The sequence below is a fragment of the Mangrovibacillus sp. Mu-81 genome (assembly GCF_036867415.1).
In the GTDB taxonomy this organism is placed as follows: domain Bacteria; phylum Bacillota; class Bacilli; order Bacillales; family Bacillaceae_B; genus Rossellomorea.
The window spans coordinates 168,466-190,439 of the sequence record NZ_JBAJHU010000007.1 but is presented as its reverse complement, the minus strand read 5'-3'; the positions used below and the strand labels follow the sequence as shown (position 1 = coordinate 190,439).

At 40.2% G+C, this 21,974-nt stretch carries 22 protein-coding genes; 14 read left to right on the top strand and 8 right to left on the bottom strand.

Annotated elements, in window-relative coordinates:
- Positions 1 to 105 precede the first annotated feature (105 nt).
- From proC to V6B33_RS15375, 3 genes are all read left to right on the top strand, one after another.
- Positions 106 to 951 carry a pyrroline-5-carboxylate reductase gene (proC, locus tag V6B33_RS15385; protein WP_334218634.1) on the top strand — a complete coding sequence of 282 codons (846 nt, stop codon included), beginning with the start codon at positions 106 to 108 and terminating at the stop codon, positions 949 to 951.
- Positions 952 to 1,074: 123 nt separating this feature from the next.
- Complete coding sequence (gene proB / locus V6B33_RS15380) at positions 1,075 to 2,190, top strand: glutamate 5-kinase (RefSeq protein WP_334218633.1); 1,116 nt, start codon at positions 1,075 to 1,077, stop codon at positions 2,188 to 2,190.
- A gap of 59 nt (positions 2,191 to 2,249) precedes the next feature.
- The gene (locus V6B33_RS15375) at positions 2,250 to 3,512 is read left to right on the top strand and encodes a glutamate-5-semialdehyde dehydrogenase (protein ID WP_334218632.1); all 1,263 of its coding nucleotides are present in this window, start codon (positions 2,250 to 2,252) and stop codon (positions 3,510 to 3,512) included.
- Between the two features lie 49 nt (positions 3,513 to 3,561).
- Here V6B33_RS15375 and V6B33_RS15370 read toward each other — a convergent pair whose 3' ends face one another.
- The 7 genes from V6B33_RS15370 to V6B33_RS15340 all read right to left on the bottom strand — a co-directional run bounded on the left by V6B33_RS15370 (position 3,562) and on the right by V6B33_RS15340 (position 12,299).
- Positions 3,562 to 4,308 carry a 3'-5' exonuclease gene (locus V6B33_RS15370; protein WP_334218631.1) on the bottom strand — a complete coding sequence of 249 codons (747 nt, stop codon included), beginning with the start codon at positions 4,306 to 4,308 and terminating at the stop codon, positions 3,562 to 3,564.
- Positions 4,308 to 6,221: a DUF294 nucleotidyltransferase-like domain-containing protein gene (locus V6B33_RS15365; RefSeq protein WP_334218630.1), complete on the bottom strand. Its 1,914-nt coding sequence runs from the start codon at positions 6,219 to 6,221 to the stop codon at positions 4,308 to 4,310. The genes V6B33_RS15370 and V6B33_RS15365 overlap by 1 nt, the downstream gene beginning before the upstream one ends.
- Before the next feature lie 155 nt (positions 6,222 to 6,376).
- Positions 6,377 to 6,904, bottom strand: a complete 528-nt coding sequence (locus V6B33_RS15360; RefSeq protein WP_334218629.1) for a D-glycero-alpha-D-manno-heptose-1,7-bisphosphate 7-phosphatase — start codon at positions 6,902 to 6,904, stop codon at positions 6,377 to 6,379.
- Positions 6,905 to 7,179: 275 nt separating this feature from the next.
- Entirely contained in the window at positions 7,180 to 8,373 is a 1,194-nt protein-coding gene (locus tag V6B33_RS15355) for a class I SAM-dependent rRNA methyltransferase (RefSeq protein ID WP_334218628.1), read from the bottom strand.
- A 150-nt stretch (positions 8,374 to 8,523) separates the two neighbouring features.
- Complete coding sequence (locus tag V6B33_RS15350) at positions 8,524 to 9,321, bottom strand: alpha/beta hydrolase (RefSeq protein WP_334218627.1); 798 nt, start codon at positions 9,319 to 9,321, stop codon at positions 8,524 to 8,526.
- Positions 9,322 to 9,519: 198 nt separating this feature from the next.
- Positions 9,520 to 10,752: an aminopeptidase gene (locus V6B33_RS15345; RefSeq protein ID WP_334218626.1), complete on the bottom strand. Its 1,233-nt coding sequence runs from the start codon at positions 10,750 to 10,752 to the stop codon at positions 9,520 to 9,522.
- A gap of 290 nt (positions 10,753 to 11,042) precedes the next feature.
- A complete protein-coding gene (locus tag V6B33_RS15340) occupies positions 11,043 to 12,299 on the bottom strand; it encodes a helix-turn-helix transcriptional regulator (protein WP_334218625.1) in 1,257 nt (418 codons plus the stop codon).
- A gap of 282 nt (positions 12,300 to 12,581) precedes the next feature.
- On the opposite strand from V6B33_RS15340, the gene V6B33_RS15335 reads away from it, so the two are divergent.
- Positions 12,582 to 13,598 (top strand): threonine aldolase family protein, encoded by a 1,017-nt coding sequence (locus V6B33_RS15335; RefSeq protein WP_334218624.1) that lies wholly within the window; start codon positions 12,582 to 12,584, stop codon positions 13,596 to 13,598.
- 50 nt (positions 13,599 to 13,648) lie between these two features.
- Here the strand turns inward: V6B33_RS15335 and V6B33_RS15330 are convergent, their stop codons facing one another.
- Positions 13,649 to 13,981, bottom strand: coding sequence for a YckD family protein (locus tag V6B33_RS15330; RefSeq protein ID WP_334218623.1), 333 nt, complete (start codon positions 13,979 to 13,981; stop codon positions 13,649 to 13,651).
- Positions 13,982 to 14,108: 127 nt separating this feature from the next.
- Between V6B33_RS15330 and V6B33_RS15325 the strand changes: the two genes are divergently transcribed.
- The 10 genes from V6B33_RS15325 (at position 14,109) to V6B33_RS15280 (ending at position 21,789) form a co-directional block, all read left to right on the top strand.
- Positions 14,109 to 14,513: a sporulation protein gene (locus tag V6B33_RS15325; RefSeq protein WP_334218622.1), complete on the top strand. Its 405-nt coding sequence runs from the start codon at positions 14,109 to 14,111 to the stop codon at positions 14,511 to 14,513.
- A 248-nt stretch (positions 14,514 to 14,761) separates the two neighbouring features.
- Positions 14,762 to 16,501, top strand: a complete 1,740-nt coding sequence (locus V6B33_RS15320; protein WP_334218621.1) for a carbon starvation CstA family protein — start codon at positions 14,762 to 14,764, stop codon at positions 16,499 to 16,501.
- 141 nt (positions 16,502 to 16,642) lie between these two features.
- On the top strand, positions 16,643 to 16,900 hold the full coding sequence (locus V6B33_RS15315) for a cory-CC-star protein (RefSeq protein WP_334218650.1): 258 nt from the start codon (positions 16,643 to 16,645) through the stop codon (positions 16,898 to 16,900).
- 25 nt (positions 16,901 to 16,925) lie between these two features.
- Positions 16,926 to 17,876 (top strand): ArsA family ATPase, encoded by a 951-nt coding sequence (locus V6B33_RS15310; protein ID WP_334218620.1) that lies wholly within the window; start codon positions 16,926 to 16,928, stop codon positions 17,874 to 17,876.
- Positions 17,877 to 18,054: 178 nt separating this feature from the next.
- Positions 18,055 to 18,315, top strand: coding sequence for a metal-sensitive transcriptional regulator (locus V6B33_RS15305; RefSeq protein WP_334218619.1), 261 nt, complete (start codon positions 18,055 to 18,057; stop codon positions 18,313 to 18,315).
- Between the two features lie 80 nt (positions 18,316 to 18,395).
- Positions 18,396 to 18,623, top strand: a complete 228-nt coding sequence (locus tag V6B33_RS15300; protein WP_334218618.1) for a sulfurtransferase TusA family protein — start codon at positions 18,396 to 18,398, stop codon at positions 18,621 to 18,623.
- Between the two features lie 50 nt (positions 18,624 to 18,673).
- Positions 18,674 to 19,153, top strand: coding sequence for a DsrE/DsrF/DrsH-like family protein (locus V6B33_RS15295; protein ID WP_334218617.1), 480 nt, complete (start codon positions 18,674 to 18,676; stop codon positions 19,151 to 19,153).
- Between the two features lie 48 nt (positions 19,154 to 19,201).
- Positions 19,202 to 19,771 carry a sulfurtransferase TusA family protein gene (locus V6B33_RS15290; RefSeq protein WP_334218616.1) on the top strand — a complete coding sequence of 190 codons (570 nt, stop codon included), beginning with the start codon at positions 19,202 to 19,204 and terminating at the stop codon, positions 19,769 to 19,771.
- Between the two features lie 34 nt (positions 19,772 to 19,805).
- The gene (locus tag V6B33_RS15285) at positions 19,806 to 20,933 is read left to right on the top strand and encodes an MBL fold metallo-hydrolase (RefSeq protein ID WP_334218615.1); all 1,128 of its coding nucleotides are present in this window, start codon (positions 19,806 to 19,808) and stop codon (positions 20,931 to 20,933) included.
- 79 nt (positions 20,934 to 21,012) lie between these two features.
- Positions 21,013 to 21,789, top strand: coding sequence for a sulfite exporter TauE/SafE family protein (locus tag V6B33_RS15280; RefSeq protein ID WP_334218614.1), 777 nt, complete (start codon positions 21,013 to 21,015; stop codon positions 21,787 to 21,789).
- Positions 21,790 to 21,974 lie beyond the last annotated feature (185 nt).

Here is a 21,974-nt window from a genome sequence, read left to right as displayed (position 1 = left end):
AAACACAGGACAAAATATATAATTCAAATCAATTATTTAAAAATATTCAACTAAACATGACTAAAAACAACTTTTAATTAAATTAATGAAACGGAGTGGATAGGATTGTTGAAAAATAAAACAGTTGCTTTCTTAGGTGCAGGAAATATGGCGGAAGCGATGATTTCCGGAACAGTGCAAAGCGGCAAGATCCCAAGTGATCAAATAATTGTTTCAAATCGGAGTAACGAAGGAAGGCTTCAGGAGATAAACGCAAAATACGATGTGCGCACCATGCTGAAAGATGATCTGCCTTTTGATGAAATTGACATTCTCTTTCTTGCAATGAAGCCAAAAGATATCGATAAAGCGCTGGACTCCATTAATGATTTAGTAAATAGAGACACTGTTATTATGTCTGTACTTGCAGGAATCACCACTTCACATATGGAAGAACAACTTCCTGCCGGCCAATCAGTCATCCGTGTGATGCCGAATACATCAAGTATGCTTAAAGAGTCTGCAACAGCTATCAGTTCCGGCAGATTCACGTCAGAAGATGATATGAAGAACGCTGAGGAATTGCTTTCAAGTATCGGAGAAGTATATGTAATTGATGAAAGTGAGATGGATATATTTACCGGAATTGCAGGCAGCGGCCCCGCTTACTTCTATTATCTTATGGAGCATATCGAAAAGACCGGTGCAGAAGCGGGATTAGATCCGAAGCTTGCCCGTAAAATTGGTGCACAAACCATCTTCGGAGCGGCAAAAATGATGCTTGAACGGGAAGAAACACCAACACAACTAAGAGAAAACGTAACATCCCCTAATGGCACGACAGCTGCCGGACTTGATGCACTAGCAGAGTTTGGCGGAGGGAAGGCTATCTCAGAAGCTGTAAAAGGAGCAGAAAAAAGATCAAAAGAAATCAGCTCCGAATTACAGTCCCGACAATTAGTGACAAACTAATACACAACTATAAAACCTCTATTAACATTCAAATACCATTATGAAAGAAATACAAGAAATACAAGTCCGTCCCTCTCAAAAGTAAAGGGACGAGGGACGGACCTTTTTACTAGGAGTGATTGGATGTCCCAAGATAATAAGAAGAAACGTATCGTGATAAAGATTGGAAGCAGTTCATTAACGAGCTTGCACGGAGAAATGAGCCGTAGAAAGCTTGAACGACTGGTAGATGAAGTTGTTCGTTTGAAAGATGACGGCCATGAAGTTTTGCTTGTCTCTTCAGGCGCGGTCGCAGCCGGATACCGCAAATTGGGCTGCTTAACACGTCCAAGCTCTTTACCGGAGAAGCAAGCCGCGGCTGCAATCGGGCAAGGTTTATTGATCGAAGCTTATTCTGATCTATTTATATCGCATGGTTACGTAGCTTCCCAAATTCTGATTACTCGCAGTGACTTTTCAGATGAAGATCGTTACAATAATGCGCGTAATACGATCAATGTACTTCTTGAGAGAGGCATTATTCCGATCGTTAATGAAAACGATACGGTAACAGTCGATCGTTTGAAATTCGGGGATAATGACACGCTTTCTGCGAAAGTAGCTGCATTAGTTGATGCAGATCAATTAATCATCCTTTCTGACATTGATGGATTATACGATTCTGATCCCCGTAAGAATCCAGAAGCTGAATTACTGGAAAGTGTAACAGAGATTAACGATAAAATTGAAGATATGGCTGGAGAACCGGGAAGTTCAGTCGGTACCGGGGGCATGCGCTCTAAGATCGATGCATTTAAAATTACCATGGCATCAGGTATCCCTGCTTTTCTCGGGAAATCCGGCAACACAAATATCATATACGATGCAGTGCAGCATACTGCGAAAGGAACCTATTTCGAATCTGGTGAAGATGCAGTGAACCTGGATTCAAAAAAGCAATGGATCGCATTCAATTCTGGTCCAGAAGGTGAGATCATGATTGACACAGATGCAAAAGAACGCATCCTGGAACAGAAGGAAAGCCTTACAATCAATGATATATATACGGTAAAAGGACGTTTTGATAAAGGGGCAGTCGTGAGAATCCTTGACAACCGAAATGAAGAAATCGGCTTGGGGATGGTGAATTACCGTTCTGGCCAACTGAAAAACCCAACTGAAATTGAAGACGACCAAATTGCTGTTGAAATCGATCATCTGGTATGCCACATCGATTTACCGATTCCAGCAGGAGTATAGGATACAAACAGCAACCAACAAGAATCGTAACTACTACAATTAAAAACAGGAGGCATTTGATGACTTTAACTATTGAAAAAACCGATGTGAAAAAACAAGCGATAAAGGCAAAAAAAGCTTCTAAAACATTAAGTCTATTAACAACTGATCAGAAAAATAAAGCGTTGCATACACTTGCTGATCACTTGGACGCCAACTATGAAAGAATTTTGAATCAAAATGAAAAAGACCTTGAAAGAGGCAGAGAAAAAGGATTTGAAGAAGCATTCATGGATCGTCTTTCATTGACAAAAGAACGTGTAGAAGACTTTGCAAACGGCCTTAGACAAGTCGCAGACTTAGAAGATCCCACTGGGAAAATAGTGTCCGACTGGACACTTGAAAACCAGCTTCAAGTACAGAAAGTAACTGTTCCATTAGGTGTTATCGGCATGATTTATGAAGCACGTCCGAATGTAACAGTGGATGCTACAGGTTTAGCATTGAAGTCAGGTAATGCCATTGTTCTTAAAGGCGGTTCAAATGCCATTACATCCAATAAAGCAATTGTCGATGTCATGCATGAAGCATTGGAAGAAACGGATATCCCTAAAGAAGCGGTTCAATTCATCAATACGACAGATCGTGATGCAACAAATGAACTGTTTACGATGAAAGAACATATCGATGTGCTGATCCCGCGCGGCGGTGGAGCGCTCATCAATGCAGTTGTAAACAATGCAACTGTACCTGTTCTTGAGACGGGTGTAGGAAATTGCCACATCTACATCGATAGAGATGCAGATGTTGACAAAGCATTGAATATCCTCATTAATTCAAAAACTGACCGGCCTGCAGTGTGTAATGCCGCAGAGACAGTTATCATCCATGAGGAATGGTTTAACAAACACAAAGATGCATTGACAGCAAAGCTGGCTGAATATGACGTTTCCATCCATGGTGATGATAAAGTGGTTCAGTCCATTTCCAGTGCCAAACCTGCAGGTGAAGAAGACTGGGCGAATGAGTACTTAAGTCTCGACATTGCAGTGAAGGTGGTAGAATCACTTGACGATGCAGTCGATCATATTGAACAATATGGAACGAAGCATTCAGAAGCGATTATTACTGAAAATGAAGAAACTGCAAAAAAATTCATGCTGTTAGTAGATGCAGCAGCGCTCTATCATAATGCATCCACGCGTTTCACTGATGGAGGAGCACTTGGATTTGGTGCTGAAATCGGTATTTCAACCCAGAAATTACATGCCAGAGGACCTATGGGTCTTCCTGCGCTGACAACAGTGAAATATATGATGCATGGTACAGGACAAACGCGATAGGAATAAACAGGAAAAAAGACTCTCATCTCCGAGAGTCTTTTTTCTATTGCTATTCTTTTTGATCACTGATCAGCTCATGCATTCCCTTAATGGTATGTACTTCTTGGCGGTAACAAATTTTAAGAAGTTCTTCGAAAATTTCCGCTGTCATGACCGCATCATTTAATGCATGGTGACGGGTCCGCTTTGGAATATCGAATCTATTCACCAATGCATCCAAGTAGCAATCCTTCCTCCCAAGCAATGCATTAGCCAGGGCAAATGAGTCTACATACTCAGGCTGGAAAGAGGGGAGTTCCCATTTATTCAGTCTCTGTTGAAGGAAATTAATGTCAAAACTAGCTGGATGTGCAACCAAAATTGTACCTTTACTGAATTCAAGGAAATGTTTAAGCGCGACAGGCAGAGTAACCCCATTAAGAAAATCTTTACGTCTGAGGCCGGTGAACTTCTTTGTTTCCCTTGATACTGTCTGTAGAGGGTTGATGACCTGATAAAACGTTTCTTTTTGCTGTATTTTCCCTTCAAACACTTTAACTGCTCCGATTGAAATGATTTCGTCTCCTATTTCCGGGAAGAATCCGGTAGTTTCCAAATCAAAAATGGTGAAGGTACAATGATACAAATGCATTTGTTGAAGTGTCGGTTTTTCTGTTTCGAATTCTTTTAAGGAATCACCGACTTTAATATAGGACGGCCTTACTTTTTCCCGATTCACCTGAACCCTGAAGAAAAATTGTTGCCACAGATAGTACTTAAGGATACGGAATCCCACATTTATTCCTATATCATTCATCAGACCACCCGATTTCTGTTGAAGCTTATTTCCATCACTTGCTGTAACCGGTTGGCTATTTGTACCGCTTCCTTCAATCTTTGCCGGTCCTCTTTAGTTAAATCTCGAACATCCACTTCATTGCTCAACTGTTTTCCTTCCCTTAATTCTTTAAGGTTTTGCTTGGTGCGGAGGGTTAGGAAAATATGCATGGCCATCTTCACATTTTCAGCATCCCTCGGATGGAATGCCTGCATGTTCTTTAAAGCATTCACTCGTTTAATCGTATTTACTTCTTTTACGCCATACTTTACACAATGAATTCTGATCATATTCACCATTTGCAAGAGACCGGATTTTTTAATATTGAATAAATGATTTTTAGGCTTTAAATTCACTCTTCCCAGCGGGCCGACAGGAAGCTTGAACCGCAGTGCATCTTTTCGCAGCAATTGCTGCAAATTGAGGGAACGTTTTGATTTTTCAGCCAGGTAATTCCTGATCTCTTCAGCAATGGAATAATCCCCATAAATAGGTCGGAAGTCATAAAACATCGTAGTATTTTGAATTTCCTGTGCGTCCATTTCATGGAGCCATTCATCGATTGCTATCTTCCAATCAGTATACGAACGCTTCCATTTTTGTTCTTTTGCCATGATTCCGCCAGTGCACTCAGAAAAACCGCAAGCTTCAAGCTTACGATTTAACTTCTCTGTGAATGCTTGAAAGTAGGTATCCACCTTTTTCATATCTGATAAGTGGCTGTAGTCATCAAGAATGATGCCGTTATCCTGATCGGTATGGAAGCCTTGCTCACTGCGGCCCTGACTTCCCATCACGATAAAACAATAATTGATTGGTGCCCGCCCATACCCTTCTTGACGCATTTCTTTCTCTGTCAATTGTATGATCTTTCTGTGCAGCCTGTCATTATAGTTACTGATTACTTCACACACATCGTAACCTGGACTGTCCTGCAGGAAGAGGTCTCCGATGAATTGTTGAAAGGTATCATTTTTCACAGTAGCCAGTCGGACCAATTCATCACGGCTGACAGCCTTTTGGATTTTATAGGATAAATCAAGATAATTGGAGTCCTGGATATTGATAAATGAGCTGCTTGTGAGAACCCCGACGACAGATTCATTACGGATGATGGGGACGAAATCCACTTCTTCATGTTTGAAATAAGACAATGCTTCATAAGCAAACGACTCATCACGAATCCAAAAAGGATTCAGTTTCATCCAGTCCCTGACTTTCTCCGAACCACCTGGTGAAGTAATATAGGCAAGGATTTCCCTTTGAGTCAGAATTCCCTTCATCTTTCCATTTGTATCAACTGCCACCAAACCGTAGGTATCTCTTTCTTTCATTAAGTTTGCAGCATGCAGGATTGTATCTTCTTCACCAATAAAGGAGGGGAAATCCATTAAATTATGCACTTTTGTACGGAAAAGTGTGATGTTTTCATCATCGCTATCGGATGATTTAGATTTTATTTCGTCATATAACGTTTTCATTCGATTTCCGATGCTGTCAAATACAATTTTTGAGAAATCACTATTTTGCGTCATCAAATCAAGAAAACGCTGCTTCTGGATACGGAAAACATTACATTCTTCCATGGCCTGTACCGAAAAAGTCATCTCCCCGCTTGTAAGCATGATCATGATGCCAATCAGGTCTCCAGGGTAATAAAAGCGCAACGAATATTGTTTACCGTTTGAACGGTGGAGTACGTTCTTCGCCAAGCCCGATACGAGAAAATAAATATCTAGATCTTCAAGGGTATCATCTTCATGAAAAAGAAATTCACCTTTCTTAAAGGTGGTGTATGTAGACCCTGAAATTATATATTGTAATTGATCTTCTGTCAGTACATCGAATGGATACACATTTTTGACAATTTGCAGAAGTTCCTGCTGTTCCAATAAAAACCACTCCTTTTCGAACCTGGTTCCATAGTACTCTAACATAGAATTCCCTATTTGGAAATCGTTAAAACAAAGCCTCTTCCCCTGCATGCAAGATACGGGGAAAGAGGCTTTGTTTACGTAAATATGGAGGGGAGGAAACGAAAAAGGATTCAGCGGGACACGAGAAAATGTGAAGCTTCCAAAAGGGATGCGAACACGTAATCTGCCTGATATAAAGGAGATGATTCATCAGCTATTAATATTGTTTTGCATCCTGCTTTTCGACCTGACTCGATATCTGGCTCCCTGTCGCCTATCATGTAGGAAGCAGAAAGGTCAAGATGGTATCTATCAGAAAGCTCCATGATCATACCTGGCTCGGGCTTTCTGCACGCACACCCTTCTTGAGGTTTATGGATGCAGCAGGAGACCTCATAGATCCGGCCGCCAGCTGTTTCCAATTCCGCCACCATATAATCATGGATGGTTTGAAGATGTTCATGAGATAAGTATCCAAGTCCGACACCACCCTGATTGGTGACAACAAATAGCTTGTATCCGGCTTCAGTCAATAATCTTACTGCTTCTTTTACACCTTCAAGGAAATAAAATTGTTCTGGTTTATTTACAAACTTCACTCTTTTTGTTTTTACCTCATTAATGACACCGTCACGGTCCAGAAATATTGCTTTATCCAACAGAAGTCCTCCTTTTTCGATGGTATTCTACAAAAAGTGTAATCGTTGTCGTATTCTGCGGTTTCCGAGGAAATAATGACAGAATAATCTGTCATTTCATCGGGGTTAAAAGTAGTACTTATGGCAGCGAAAGAGCGGGTGGCACTCAAAAAAATATGACACATCTCAAGTGTACCCCAATGCAGACTGGTTTACATGTTGTCAGAATAAAGAAGTGGATGGAGTGGGAAATGATAAATGGGGAGTTAAAAACTAACTCCCCGGGGATGGGTGAATTATAACTTTTGGATAAAGACTACTTTCAAGTAGTCACCCTGTTTATATTGATTAATCGTTTTAAAGTCTTCAGGTAGTGTGAACTCTTCCAGGAGCTTATAAGATCCACTGCTTTCATTAAATGCATTTTCAATAAAGCTTTTGAACTTCTTCATATTGAACGTACTGCAATTTGTAGACGCGACAATAATGCCATGGTCTTCTGTAATGGCGATCGCTTCTTTGAGGAGATCCTTATAGTCCTTTGAAGCAGAGAAGGTATGTTTCTTCGACCGTGCAAAACTTGGCGGGTCGAGGATGACCATATCAAATGAAAGTTCTTTTTTCACTGCATATTTGAAGTATTTAAATACATCATCCACGATAATGTTCTGAGCTTCATAATCGATTCCATTTATGCTGAATTGTTCGATCGTCTTACTCAGGCTCCGATTGGCCAAATCAACGCTTGTTGTTTCTATTGCGCCTCCAAGAGCTGCAAAGACGGAAAATGCCCCTGTATAGGAAAAGGTATTCAGTACCCTTTTACCATCAGAATACTTATCCCGGATCAGCTTCCTTACCTCACGCTGGTCAAGGAACACCCCGACCATGGCACCGTCATTAAGATAAATAGCGAAGTTCACTCCGTTTTCTTTCACAAGGAGGGGAAATGAAGGTTGTTCGCCATGAACAAAATCATTTTCTTCGAGATAATTTCCTTCCACGGAAAAACGCTTTTTTTGATACAATCCCTTATAATTCGGCAATTTCTTAATTGCTGCCATGATATCCTCTTTGAACGAGTATGCACCCTCACTGTACCATTGAATCAGGTAGTAACCATCAAAGTAATCCAGTGTGATTCCGCCGAATCCGTCTCCTTCGCTGTTAAACACACGAAATGCAGTGGTCTCTTCATCATATAAGAAATGAAGTCGTTGATTGACTGCATAGTCCAATTTCTGGTGAAAGAAGTCCACGTCAATCTGTTCGTGCTCTTTCCAGCTTACGAGCCATCCAATTCCTTTGTTTTGTTTACCATAATAACCCTTTGCGATAAATCGGTATGTTCCGTCAACAAGATTAATGATCGTGCCTTCGTCCAGATTACCCTGTATTCCATTTACGTTATCCTTATTTAAGAGGGGAAATCCTTTTTGAAATTGTTTTATGTATTTAGGATTTGCTTTCAAAGTGAATTCTGATGTCATGCCATTCATCCTTTTACGTATCATTAGTCTTGTGTAGTATAGAACTTCTGGAGGTAGAACGCAACTGTCTTCCGTTCAGGGAGGGAAGGGAGCAGGGGAACAGAAGATAGAAAAAAATCTTACCCCGATTATCAAGGTAAGACTGGAAGGTTATCGTTTGCTCCATAAGAAGTCACCTACAAGTCGGTCTACCTTAGTAGTTTCATGTAAACCGCTGTGTGAGATGGAAGGGTCGTAAACAATGGTGGAAGTAAATTCATTCCTATCGAAGATCTTTTCACTTCCTGTGGCACTTGGTACATCCACCACATCATCACCAGAGCCTGCGATGGATAAGACTTTGATAGCAGGGTCGATTAAATGCCTGTTAAGATAGATGTGTTTAATGGCTCTGGATCCCGGCTTCAGATCAATGACGGCAGCACCGGTATTGATTTGATCATAAGAATCTTTAGTAACACCGGCAAATGGAGTGGCAATGGAAATGAATTTATGTGTCTTTGGTAAAAAAGAATGGCCATTGGTGTTTTCTAAAAATTTTGTAGTGGCCAGACCGCCCATCGAATGACCCACAATATTCATGTTCTCTACTTCGAAACGATGATGCAAGAGCTTCGCGGCATTTTCCAGCCAAATCGCCTGTTTATCGAGAGCAGCACGGTTATCTTCGAAAATGACCTGCACGAGAGGAGGGGTTGAAGGGTTTTTAGGTATAGTTCCTCTGTAAGAGACACTTCCATTGTCGGAAACATACACTTCCAACGTTTTTTTTCCCCAGCCATGATGGTGTTCAAAGCGGTCGAGCATTGTTTTGAATGAATTGTACGTTCCTTTATATCCATGTACAAAAACAGTAGGGTATTTCTCCTCAGCTGTTAATGGTTTTTCACTTGATTGAACATTAGACGTTTTGAATAAGATAAATGATATGAAAAGAGTGACTAACAAAAGTCCACTCCAAAAAAACGTATGTTTATTCGTGAAGATTGACAAATGATATCGCTCCTTAAAATACTCTATCTTTATTGTAAGCGATTTGGAAGGTATTGAAAATGTTATAAAAGAAATTTTATTGTCATAATAGATGTAATATATGGTAAACAAAATAAGAACCTTTAAAAAGGTCCTTATTTGTTGATAGACAGGTTATACCCAGTCGCCGTTCCTGAACACAGGGTGGAGGGCGCCGTCTTCCGTTTCACCATCAATGCTCAACTCTTTGGATCCGATCATGAAATCGACGTGAATCATGCTTTCGTTAAAGCCGATTTTTCTTAACTCTTCGGAACCAAGTTCTTTCCCATTATCGACGCACACAGACAATGCCCGGCCCAGTGCGATATGACAAGAGGCATTTTCATCAAACAGTGTATTATTAAATATGATGTTTGTATTTGAAATAGGTGAATCATGAGGAACTAGCGCAACTTCACCTAAAAAGGATGCACCTTCGTCTGTTTCCAATAGATTTTTGAGGGTATCGTATCCTTCCTTTGCAGAAAAATCCACTACTTTGCCATTAGTGAAGGTCAACGAAAAGTCCTTTATGAGGGTTCCGCCATAATTAAGTGGCTTTGTAGAACGAACGACGCCATTCACACTTGTTTTGTCCGGGATGGTGAAGACTTCTTCGGTAGGCAGATTCGGTACGAAGGGGATCCCTTTGTCATTAGTAAATTGAGCGCTAATCCATTTAGTTTGGGGGCTGAACCCAATGGTCAAATCAGTACCAGGTCCTTTATAATGAAGTTTTCTATAATTCGCTTCATTCAGGCTTCGTGCTCTTTCATTCAGTTCAGTGATATGGTTCTCCCATAATTCAACGGTTTGTTCACGATCTGTCCGGGTTGTATAGAAAATACTCTGCCAAAGCTTATCGATTGCTTCTTCCTTCCCGAGATCAGGAAAAACACTTGCAGCCCATTCTTCTGTTGGATAAGCTGCTATCAGCCAGCTTATTTTCCCTCCGCCTATATAAGAAGAAAAATCCTTCGATGCTTCCGCAGCAACCTTGTTCAAGACAGCCACTCTGCCAGGATCGATATCTTTCAGCAGTGCTGGATTCGGAGCGATAAGATTCAGGAGGGCAACGTTATTCTCCGCCATTTCAATATACCCCTTTTGTTTCCAATGAGGGAATACTTTTAATCCTTCCTCACTGGATTTCTTCAATCGGATCTTCTTTAATTCTTCATCATGAAAATCAGTCATGACATGGATTGCACCTTCTTCATATGCTTTCTCCGTAATTTTACGGACAAATTCATAAGCGGAAATTGGTGCGGAAATCAGTAACTCCTGGTCTTTTTGAAGGTTCAGGCCAACTTGCACAATCAGGCTGGCATATCTTTCTAAGTTTTCTCTATAACGTGCATCCATTTTTAATTCCCCCTTTATGTATTCAATACTAACTATATAACTTTGTTCAGAAAATTTCCAATTATTGTTGAGGGATAGATTTATTCAAAGAGTGGTCAGAGATGGTTTAACTGCCTCAATAGAAAAGACTGATCTAAATAGACCAGTCTCTTTAAAGTATGATTACTGTTTGACACTGAACGGCGGGAAGTCTTCCTCAGGGGAATTGACGACAACCACTCCGCCGAGGGCCATAGCCGTTAAGCTGGTCACGATGAATAATCGCTTTAACTGTTTCATGAAATCACCTCCTATAAAGACAGCATTTCTTCATAAATGGAATTTGCTTCGGTTAAATGAAATGCAGCATTTTTATATTTTCTAACCCCTTGGTAATATTGACCAAAGAGTTTAGAGTACTCAGCATATAAAAGATGTTCCCCGCTTTGTTTGAAGAAGGGGAGGGTATGTTCTTTCATAAAGTGCTCAAATCCGGCAGGGAAATCATTCAAAGCATATTGAAAGTAGGACAACTGATAATATTTTTCAGGGAAAACATCTTTCGAGCATAAGTGCAACCCTTTCGGCAGCCAGCGGCGGACCTGATTGAATCGGTTTAATTTAAAGTATTCCTTTACAAGCGCCAAAATGGAGTTGAGCTTTCCTTCAACGTCCGATTCTTTCAAGTCAATACTCCTTAAGTAGTGATGGATTGCTTCTTCACTCTTATTCATGACGGATTTCAAGTATCCAAGGTTTTGCTCGACCATGGAGTTAAGGCTGCTATAATGAATCGACATGCTGATGGAGTTTGCCCATTCATAATGCTTGAGGGCTTCGTCACTGTAGCGGATTCTGCGATAGCAAATCCCTAGCAATAAGTGAACTTCTGCACACCTTTTTTGAAAGTAGACACCCTGGAAGATAGAAAGAGATTTTTCACCATAGTAAATGGCAAGCCTGTATACACTTAAACGTGTCAATACTAGACTGAATAAATAATATAAATCAGCTCTTTCTTCCTCATTGATCACGCTTCCCAACACATAATATGTTTCTGCCTCTTTTAATTCTGCCCTGGCTTTATCGTATTGATGGAGGAGATAATAATAATTGCCTTTATACTTGTGATAATAAAATTTCAATGTATCAGATAATTCTTTGTAATGGGAATGAATATGAAATAGAGTCTGCCGGGCACTTTCAAGATGAGAATGAATCAGTTGAAAACGAAAGCATAAGATTTTGTAAAACAGCTGAGGAGTAAGTTCTTCTGTATTTTCCAACAATTTTTTTATCTGTTCGTGATAGCTCTCCGCTTCGTCAAGCTTTTTCCACAATAAAGAATGATTCCATTTTTCCAGGAGCTGATTCAGCTCCTGCTCATCATTCTGAAGTGAAGACACACCGAGGCGCTTACAAATTAATTGAATAATGTCATCAGAAGGCGTGACCTGATTGTTTTCCAATTTGGAAAGATACGATACGGAAATAATCCCCTTTGATAATTCTTCCTGTGTTAAATTTCTTTTTTGTCTATGAAAGCGGATTTTCGAACCGATGTTCATGTATTCTTACTCCTTCAGCAGTTAATATTCAACTGGCGGGCTGCGGCGTAGTGGATTTTTCCGAATAGGACAGAGAATTGCTCCAGCTTGTCCGAACAACTTCTAAGTTTATTAAAATAGTAACATAAAAATGAACGAAATGTTAAGAATATTCCTATAATTATATTTTATGTGGGTATATGGTAGTGCCTTCTTTTTAGAAAGTGTACACTTTAACCTAATCCCAGCCTGAAAGTTTGTTATAATGTGATGGATGAAAAATGTGGTCAGGAGGGAAGTAACATGATTGATTTACGAAGTGATACTGTAACAAAGCCTACACGTGAAATGAGAGAGGCGGCTTTTGATGCGGAAGTGGGAGATGATGTCTACGGGGAAGATCCTACGGTTATTAAGCTGGAAGAGACAGCTGCAAGGATATTGGGAAAGGAATCAGCACTATTCGTTACAAGCGGCACACAGGGAAATCAAATTGCTGTTCTGACACACACGCGTCCAGGAAATGAAATCATCTTAGAAGAAAATTCACATATTTTCTATTATGAATCAGGTGCGGTGGCAGCTTTTGCAGGAGTCCAGACGAGAACAATACGGGGTGTAAATGGTGCAATGGATCCTGCATGTATAGAAGCTGCAATGAGGGACGAGGATCAGCATTTTCCTGAAACAGGCTTGATTTGTGTGGAAAATACACATAATCGTGCTGGAGGTGCAATTATTTCACCTGAAAATATGATGGCTATATACTCTGTTGCCAGAAAGAATTCGGTACCTGTCCATGTTGATGGCGCGAGACTATTCAATGCTGCTGTCGCAAGTAATATGGATATCAAGAAATTCACCAGCAATTGCGATACTGTGCAGGTATGCTTGTCGAAGGGATTGGGAGCACCGGTCGGCTCGATCATTGCGGGTGATCATTCATTTATAAAGAGAGCAAGAAAATGGAGAAAGAGACTTGGAGGTGGATTAAGGCAAGCAGGCATGATCGCCGCCCCGGGATTGGTTGCATTGACAACCATGAGAGAAAGATTGGTGGAAGATCATGAAAAGGCAGTTGTACTAAAAGAAGCTTTACAGCTCTGTAATGGAATCAAGGTGGTCAATGATGTTGAGACGAACATTGTAGTAGCGAACGTTCGGGGAAAAGGGTATTCGTCAGAAGAGTTTGTTCAAGTCCTGAAAGATAAAGGGATATTAATCGGTGGCTTTGGAGTGGATACTGTACGGTTTGTCACACACTACGATCTAACTATGGAAGAAATCCAATTGGTAGCAAAAATATTGAAGTCTCTCTAGATGAATAAAAAAGCTGGAAAGATGCAGAGCATCGAACCAGCCTGGTATTTCTAATTGGTTTTTTGTGGGTGGAGCATTTTACCTTGGTGATGGTGCCATCTCATCATGAATCCATTTTCTTTCAGTTTTTGGTAGCGCTCGTTCATTTTTTGGATCATCATATCTCCCTGTTCCTTGGTGAACACGCCGTACTCTACATATTTATTAATCAGTTCTTTTTTTGTAGTGAACAGCTCCTGATGTAATTTGTCGAGTTCCTGCTTCTGTGCATCCGATAAATTTACTCTCTGTGGAGCCACCTGCTGACTTTCAGCAGATGCATAACCTTGGAAATTAAAAGTGAGCAGGCAGGCGGTAATGAGTGTAAAGATCATTTTTTTCATTAATATCCCTTCTTTCATAAAGATTCTTTGATAGTTTCTTCATAATTTTAGCAATATATGTATAGGTATTTATATTTGATCAAAGTAAATAGATAACAATACTTTTTTGCGGAAGGTGGTCATATCCATGTTAGAAAAATTCCTGTCGAGTATCGGGATCGGACATGTAAAAGTAGATACCGTTGTTCCAAACGCAACCATTACAGCTGGTGATAACATCAATGGTGAAGTAATAATTGAAGGTGGAATGGCAGATCAGCAGGTAAATGAAGTTCAATTGCTCCTTTTGTTTAAATATGAAGAAGATAAGGAAGATAGTGATTTCCCTTACCACGAAAAAGAGATAAAGACAATTATCTTAAAAGATATCGGAACAATTAAAGCGGGGGAAAAGAAAGCAATCAGTTTTCAATTTCCAACAGACCGTGATCATCCTAAGACTACGGAATCAAATCAAACCATATTAAGGACTACCGTTGATATTCCGCAGGCAGTGGACCCAACGGATGAAGATAGTATTATAGTGAATTAATAGATGCAGCCGGGTCCCCTATGGAATCCGGCTGTTTTGTTGCTTCGCTTATACGTGCATCTGGGTAAACCTGTTTGCTTTCATATATGTTTGACTATGATAAATTCCCGTTGAATTCCTGGAAAGGCCAATGTAAAATGAAGTAAGCGCATACATTCTAAATATTCAGTAATTTCTATCCGCTTGACTCGCATCATGAATAATTAGCGAATGCTATGGGTGTATTCAAGTTTGAAGGAGGAGATTTTTTGGGTGGAATTTGGCTGGCTTTAATAGGAGGTATTGTATTTTTATTGGGGTACAAATATTACTCAACATTGATTGCTGAACGAATCTATCGACTGGATCCCGATTACGTCACACCTGCTCATCAGTATAAAGATGGTGTTGACTTTGTCCCGACGAATAAGTTCATTCTTTGGGGACATCATTTTACATCGGTAGCTGGTGCAGCACCGATAGTGGGACCGGCAATCGCTGTATATTGGGGCTGGCTGCCGGCTTTCCTGTGGGTCATTCTCGGAACGGTCTTTGCGGCTGGTGTCCATGATTTCGGAACGCTTGTCCTTTCAGTCAGAAATAAAGGACAATCGGTGGGAACTTTGGCCAGTAAACTGATTGGCAAAAGAGCGAAGGTTCTTTTTCTGTGTATTATATTGATCCTTGTCCTTATGGTAAACGCTGTTTTTGCGTGGGTCATCGCGAACTTATTCATTACATTTCCAGCAAGTGTGCTGTCAGTCTTCATCCAAATACCTTTGGCAATTTGGATTGGATATAGAGTGTATAAACGGAGTGGAAGTATGCTTCTTCCCTCCATTGTCGCACTAGGAGTGATGTATTTATCTGCCATTGTGGCAAGCAGGGTTGAATTCCTTCAGGTCGACCTGGTTAAATATTTTGGCGGTGAAGAGGCATCTGCTCTGTTTGGATTAAGTGCCACAAGTATGGCATTCTTTGTCTGGATCATCATCTTGATGATTTATGTTTATATTGCATCAACCTTGCCTGTATGGAAGTTATTGCAGCCACGGGATTATATCAATTCACACCAATTAGTAGTCGGTCTCGGATTACTGTACTTAGGGTTATTATTTACAAATCCTCAGATTACAGCGCCGATGACAAATAGTTCGGCCGATGTTTCTTGGTTTCCATTACTATTCATAACCATTGCCTGCGGGGCAATATCAGGTTTCCATGGGTTAGTATCATCCGGTACTTCATCCAAACAACTGGATAAGGAAACGGATGCCAGGTTTGTAGGCTACTTAGGGGCTGTTGGTGAAGGGGCACTTGCACTGATTGCCATTATTGCATGCATCACATTTTTCCCGAATGTCGAAGAATTCAAAGCTACATACAGCGGGTTTGCAGCAGCAAGCGGTGCAGGTTTGGGCGTATTCATCCAAGGTGCAGGACAACTTGCTGCAGGTCTGGGAATTCCAGCCGATATTGCAGCAACCATCGTATCCGTCATCATAGTGAGTTTTGCGGCTACCACTCTTGATTCTTCCGTAAGGTTAATGAGGTACATTATTTCTGAATTGGGAGAGGAATATAACGTAACGCCTTTGACGAATGCCCATGTCGCTACCACTATAGCCGTGGTATCCAGCGCAGCTTTGACACTTCTTCCACAAGGTCCAAAAGGATTCGGATCCGGAGGATATCTTCTGTGGCCGCTCTTTGGCACCTCGAATCAATTACTGGCGGGAATCAGTTTGCTGTTGATCACCATCTGGCTCAAGAGACAGGGAAGAAATTATATTGCTACATTGATACCGATGCTGTTTTTGATGTTCATGACCCTGTGGGCAATGATTAATCAGGTAATTTTTGAATGGTCCGGTATAGGGGAAACAGAAGGAAATATGCTGTTATTTATCTTTGGCAGCATCATATTGATATTCACACTTTGGATATTGATTACAGCTGCTTCATCGCTCTCTAAAAAGGGGGAAGATCCGACTCAATTCACTGCCTGACTAAATGAACAGGGAGTCCTTTTAAACAAAGTTAAATAACCGAAAGAGTTACTGAAGTGGCATGAATTTGTGAACTCTAGGGTTGGTATACCATTATATGGTGAAATTTTTTAGGGAGGGTGCCTATTGATTGATTCAACAATGAAAGAAAAATTCAAACGAATCATCAATCTTTATGACGAGATTATCAAGCATCCCCATAAAACAGAAATTGCCAGGGAACTGAGAGATGAAGATGACTTGTTCTTTTTACTTCTCTATTCTGATATGCTCGGGCTTCCAAATCCGGTTTTTTACTACACATTGGAACTGTATCCATATATGATTGAGAAATTTCATGATTGGCATTTACGTATGGGTATGGACCATTCACCGCTTGATGGAATCAGATGCTGTTGATGCTTGGAAAGGGGCGATAAGCTAAATGAACGAGATCCTTAACCAGACTATTCTTTTTGTAGGGGGAAAGGGAGGAGTTGGAAAGTCCACCTCCGCTTCTGCATTAGCAGTGATGTTTGCAAAAAGTGGTTTGAAGACACTCATTATCTCTACAGATCCCGCTCACAATCTAGGTGATATTTTTCATAAGAAAATCGGCGAGAAAAAAACACCTTTACTTAAGCATTTGTGGGGACTAGAAATCAATCCTGAAATCGAAACGCGTCAATATATCAAAGGAGTTAAGAACAATTTAAAAGGGATGGTCAAGCCGGCAATGATCAATGAGGTTCATCGTCAAATCGATATGGCTGCATCTGCACCTGGCGCGGAAGAAGCAGCATTGTTCGATCGGATTGTGTCTGTTATTTTAGACGAAAAAGAAGAATTTGATAAAATAATTTTTGACACAGCACCGACAGGACATACAATCCGGCTGCTTTCGCTTCCAGAACTGATGGGTATCTGGATGGACGGTATGCTTGAAAGAAGGAAGAAAACTAATAAGAATTACTCTCAATTGTTAAATGATGGAGAACCGGTGGAAGATCCGATTTATGATGTTCTGCAGAATAGAAGAGACAAGTTTGCAAGTGTACGTTCTATCCTTTTAGATTCATCAATAACAGGTTTTATATTTGTTTTAATTCCTGAAAGGCTCCCCATTCTTGAAACGGAAAAAGCAATAGAAATGATGAATAAACATGAGTTGAAGATAAAAGGTCTGATAGTGAATAAAGTTCTTCCTCTCTCTGCAGACGGACAATTCCTGGAGAAAAGAAAAGAACAGGAAAAAGGTTACCTGCAGTTGATAAAGAGAAAGTTTAAAGAACAGACCTTATTCGAAATTCCTTTATTGGAAGAAGATGTATGCTCAGTCGATCACCTTGAAAAATTCGTTCAGCATCTACAGAAAGAGTTGGCAAATACCGTATAAGTTTTAATCAAAGTAAAGGGAGAAAGACTTGTGATCCGGAGGAGGAGCTCTTCCGGACTTTTTTTGCATGAAAGCAATTATCTTGGTTGAATTGCTTGACTAAATACCTTTAGGGGTATATTGTAGTGGATGTAGCAGGAAATACAATGCAAAAAGCCATGTACTGGGAGGAATCATTATGGAATACAATATTCAAGTGAAAAATCGAATAAAACGGGTTGAAGGACAGCTTCGGGGAATCTTACGAATGATGGAGCAAGGTGAAGATTGTAAAAATGTGATTTCACAGCTTTCAGCCGCTAAAACAGCTCTTGATCGTTCGGCAGGATTGGTTGTAAGTTTAAATCTTGTTGAATGCGTAAGAGATTCACTTGAAGCAGGAGAAAATACAGAAGAACTTGTGAAAGAAGCAGTGAACTTGTTAGTGAAAAGCAGATAATAAAATGAGTTGACAACTTTTTTTTATCATTTAACATACCCGTAAAGGTATTTAAAAACAATTAGTAGGAGGAATTATGAATGAACGCAGCTAAAGTACTAGATGCAAAAGGATTAGCATGTCCAATGCCGATTGTAAAAACAAGAAAAGCAATTAAGGAAATTGAGACAGGACAGATCTTGGAAGTACAAACAACAGATAAGGGTGCAAAAAGTGATTTAACTGCCTGGGCTAACTCAACTGGACATGAACTTGTACAGTCTAAAGAAGAAAACGATGTATTTACATTCTGGATTAAAAAAGGATAAATTTTTTAAAAGGGTGTAATACCCCCTATTGTATAAAAGGAGGAAAACAGATGTCTGAGACAAAAACAACAAATATTATTCTCTTTAGCGGAGAATACGATAAAGCAATGGCTGCTTATATCATTGCAAATGGTGCATCAGCATACGATCACGAGGTAACGATTTTTCATACGTTCTGGGGTCTAAATGCTCTAAGAAAAGAAAAAATGGTACCCGTAAAGAAAAATTTCATGGAAAAAATGTTCGGTAAAATGATGCCGCGCGGAGCAGATAAATTAGGGTTGTCCAATATGAACTTTGCGGGTATGGGACCGAAAATGATGAAAGGTGTCATGAGAAAGCATAATGCATTGCCGTTGCCAGATTTAATCGACATGGCTAAAGAGCAGGAAGTAAAACTGGTTGCATGTACAATGACAATGGATCTATTGGGGCTTCATAAAGATGAGATAATGGATGATATTGAATATGCAGGCGTAGCTGCTTACTTAGCGGATGCTGAAAACGGGAATGTAAACTTATTCATATAAATTTTTTTAAAGAAAAATATACCCTATGAGGTAATTGGAGGTTTCTGAATGAATATTGAAGTGAATGTTGTATTAGATGCAAAAGGATTAGCTTGTCCGATGCCAATCGTAAAAACAAAGAAAGCCATAAACAATCTTGAAGCAGGTCAGGTTATTGAGGTTCAGGCAACTGATAAAGGTTCCAAAGCGGATCTGCAAGCTTGGGCAGCAAGCGCCGGGCATGAATACCTTGGCACAATTGAAGAAGGGGATATTTTAATGCATTTCGTTCGTAAATCAAGCGGGGAAGAGCAGGTTGAACGAAAGTATGAAGGTGTAACGAATAATGAGGAATTGGAGACTATGCTTCGGGATGAAAATACGCTAGTGCTTGATGTCCGTGAAAAAGCAGAATATGCTTTCAAACACATTCCCGGAGCAGTGTCTATTCCCCTTGGGGAATTAGAAACGAAAGCTGACGAACTAACGAAAGATAAGAACATTTATGTTGTATGCCGTACTGGCACCCGCAGTGACATGGCTGCACAGTTATTAACTGCAAAAGGATTTACCAACGTGATAAACGTTGTCCCTGGGATGAGCGAATGGTCAGGCGACGTAGAATCGGACATTAAATAAAGATGAGTGCAAATTAACATGGGAGGTAGAAATAATGTCAGTTAAAGCTATGAGTCCTAAAGAAACAGCACAAAAAGTGATCAATAAAGAAGAGTTGTTTATCTTAGATGTACGTAACACGGATGCGTTTGAAGAGTGGAAAATTGACGGGAATTCTTTTGAATACCTGAACATTCCTTACTTCGATCTATTAGATGGAGTGGAAGAAATAGTAGAAAAGCTTCCAAGCGATAAGGATATCCTGGTTGTATGTGCGAAAGAAGGGTCATCTGTAATGGTGGCAGAAATGCTTTCAGACGCAGGGATAGATGCATCTTATTTAGAAGGCGGAATGAAGGCATGGAGTGAACATCTTGAGCCATTGAAAGTCGGTGACCTGACGGGAGGCGGTGAACTTTATCAATTCGTCCGTCTAGGTAAGGGTTGTCTTTCTTACATGGTTATTTCTGATGGTGAAGCAGCAATTATAGATGCAACGCGCATGGCTGATATCTTTATCGATTTTGCAGAAGCAAAGAATGCAATCATTACAAATATTTTTGATACGCATTTACACGCGGATCACATTTCAGGCGGTCGTAGAATTGCAGAAGAGACCAATGCAGCATATTGGTTACCACCTAAAGATGCTGAAGACGTTACTTTCGACTATGCAGCACTAGAAGATGGAAATAAAGTGGCGATCGGTAACTCAACAATCGATATCAATGCTTTATATTCTCCAGGTCACACCATCGGATCTACTTCTTTTGTGATCGATGAGAAATATTTATTATCAGGAGATATCCTGTTTGTAGACAGCATCGGAAGGCCAGACCTGGCCGGAAAAGCACAGGATTGGGTATCAGATTTAAGAGAAAGTCTATACAAACGCTATAAGAACTTATCTATGGACCTGATCGTTCTGCCTGCACACTTCATGATCATAGATGAATTAAATGAAGATGGTACTGTAGGAGATAAACTCGGTACGCTATATGCGAAAAACCACGGTCTCAATATTTCTGATGAAGGGGAATTCAGAAAATTAGTTTCTGAAAATCTTCCTCCTCAGCCAAATGCATATAAAGAAATTCGTGAGACAAATATGGGTAAACTCACTCCTGATGAAGAAAAACAGCGTGAAATGGAAATCGGACCTAATCGTTGTGCAGTTCGATAAACTGAGTTTCAATAAATGATGTAGAAATGGGGGCCAGTTGTATCTGGTTCCCATTAAACAGTAAAGGAGGAGCTGTACGATGGATTTGGCATTTATCATAACAATCTTTTTAGTTGGCTTTTTGGGTTCATACATTTCCGGAATGGTAGGGATCGGAGGCAGTATAATCAAGTATCCAATGCTTCTATATATTCCACCGTTCCTTGGAGTGGCGTCATTTTCCGCACATGAAGTATCTGGCATCAGTGCAGTCCAAGTATTCTTTGCAACACTCGGAGGGGTATGGGCCTATCGGAAAGGCGGATATTTAAACAAGACACTCATCGCCTATATGGGTGTGAGCATCTTGGTAGGAAGCTTTATCGGTGGATATGAATCAAGTTCAATGAGCGAGGATGGAATAAACCTTGTATATGGCGTTCTTGCATTAACAGCTGCAATCATGATGTTTATCCCGAAAAAAGGGATTGATGATATCAAGTTTGAGGATGTTACATTCAATAAATGGCTCGCGGCCGGATTGTCATTAATCGTCGGCGTTGGAGCAGGGATCGTTGGTGCTGCAGGAGCATTCCTATTAGTACCAATCATGCTTGTTGTGCTTAAAATCCCTACTAAAATGACTATAGCATCTTCTCTTGCTATTACTTTGATCTCTTCTATCGGTTCAACTGTAGGGAAGGTCACTACAGGTCAAGTAGATTATGCGCCTGCATTAATCATGGTCGTTGCAAGTTTAATTGCATCTCCGCTGGGTGCAGCATCAGGAAAGAAAATGAATACGAAATTACTGCAAACTATTCTGGCAGTATTAATCCTTGGCACAGCCCTTAAGATTTGGCTTGATATCCTATAAGAGTTTTCAACATACCCGTCTACGGTTTCGTTAATCCATTATCGAAGCTTTGGAGGGGTATTTTTTATTGGTTGAATTTCAAACAAAGACGGAGGAGGATTCTACCTGTTATTTACTTATAAAAACATGAAATGAAAAAGATTGAAACTTTTTTTCTTTATAAACGTCTATTACATTGTACAAAA

Bases quoted from the DNA above. Each gene is read 5' to 3' on its own strand.
- proB (WP_334218633.1), top strand. From the start codon at position 1,075: ATGTCCCAAGATAATAAGAAGAAACGTATCGTGATAAAGATTGGAAGC.
- V6B33_RS15375 (WP_334218632.1), top strand. From the start codon at position 2,250: ATGACTTTAACTATTGAAAAAACCGATGTGAAAAAACAAGCGATAAAG.
- V6B33_RS15370 (WP_334218631.1), bottom strand. From the start codon at position 4,308: ATGAATGATATAGGAATAAATGTGGGATTCCGTATCCTTAAGTACTAT.
- V6B33_RS15355 (WP_334218628.1), bottom strand. From the start codon at position 8,373: ATGACATCAGAATTCACTTTGAAAGCAAATCCTAAATACATAAAACAA.
- V6B33_RS15345 (WP_334218626.1), bottom strand. From the start codon at position 10,752: ATGGATGCACGTTATAGAGAAAACTTAGAAAGATATGCCAGCCTGATT.
- V6B33_RS15340 (WP_334218625.1), bottom strand. From the start codon at position 12,299: ATGAACATCGGTTCGAAAATCCGCTTTCATAGACAAAAAAGAAATTTA.
- V6B33_RS15335 (WP_334218624.1), top strand. From the start codon at position 12,582: ATGATTGATTTACGAAGTGATACTGTAACAAAGCCTACACGTGAAATG.
- V6B33_RS15330 (WP_334218623.1), bottom strand. From the start codon at position 13,981: ATGAAAAAAATGATCTTTACACTCATTACCGCCTGCCTGCTCACTTTT.
- V6B33_RS15325 (WP_334218622.1), top strand. From the start codon at position 14,109: ATGTTAGAAAAATTCCTGTCGAGTATCGGGATCGGACATGTAAAAGTA.
- V6B33_RS15315 (WP_334218650.1), top strand. From the start codon at position 16,643: ATGAAAGAAAAATTCAAACGAATCATCAATCTTTATGACGAGATTATC.
- V6B33_RS15310 (WP_334218620.1), top strand. From the start codon at position 16,926: ATGAACGAGATCCTTAACCAGACTATTCTTTTTGTAGGGGGAAAGGGA.
- V6B33_RS15305 (WP_334218619.1), top strand. From the start codon at position 18,055: ATGGAATACAATATTCAAGTGAAAAATCGAATAAAACGGGTTGAAGGA.
- V6B33_RS15300 (WP_334218618.1), top strand. From the start codon at position 18,396: ATGAACGCAGCTAAAGTACTAGATGCAAAAGGATTAGCATGTCCAATG.
- V6B33_RS15295 (WP_334218617.1), top strand. From the start codon at position 18,674: ATGTCTGAGACAAAAACAACAAATATTATTCTCTTTAGCGGAGAATAC.
- V6B33_RS15290 (WP_334218616.1), top strand. From the start codon at position 19,202: ATGAATATTGAAGTGAATGTTGTATTAGATGCAAAAGGATTAGCTTGT.
- V6B33_RS15285 (WP_334218615.1), top strand. From the start codon at position 19,806: ATGTCAGTTAAAGCTATGAGTCCTAAAGAAACAGCACAAAAAGTGATC.
- V6B33_RS15280 (WP_334218614.1), top strand. From the start codon at position 21,013: ATGGATTTGGCATTTATCATAACAATCTTTTTAGTTGGCTTTTTGGGT.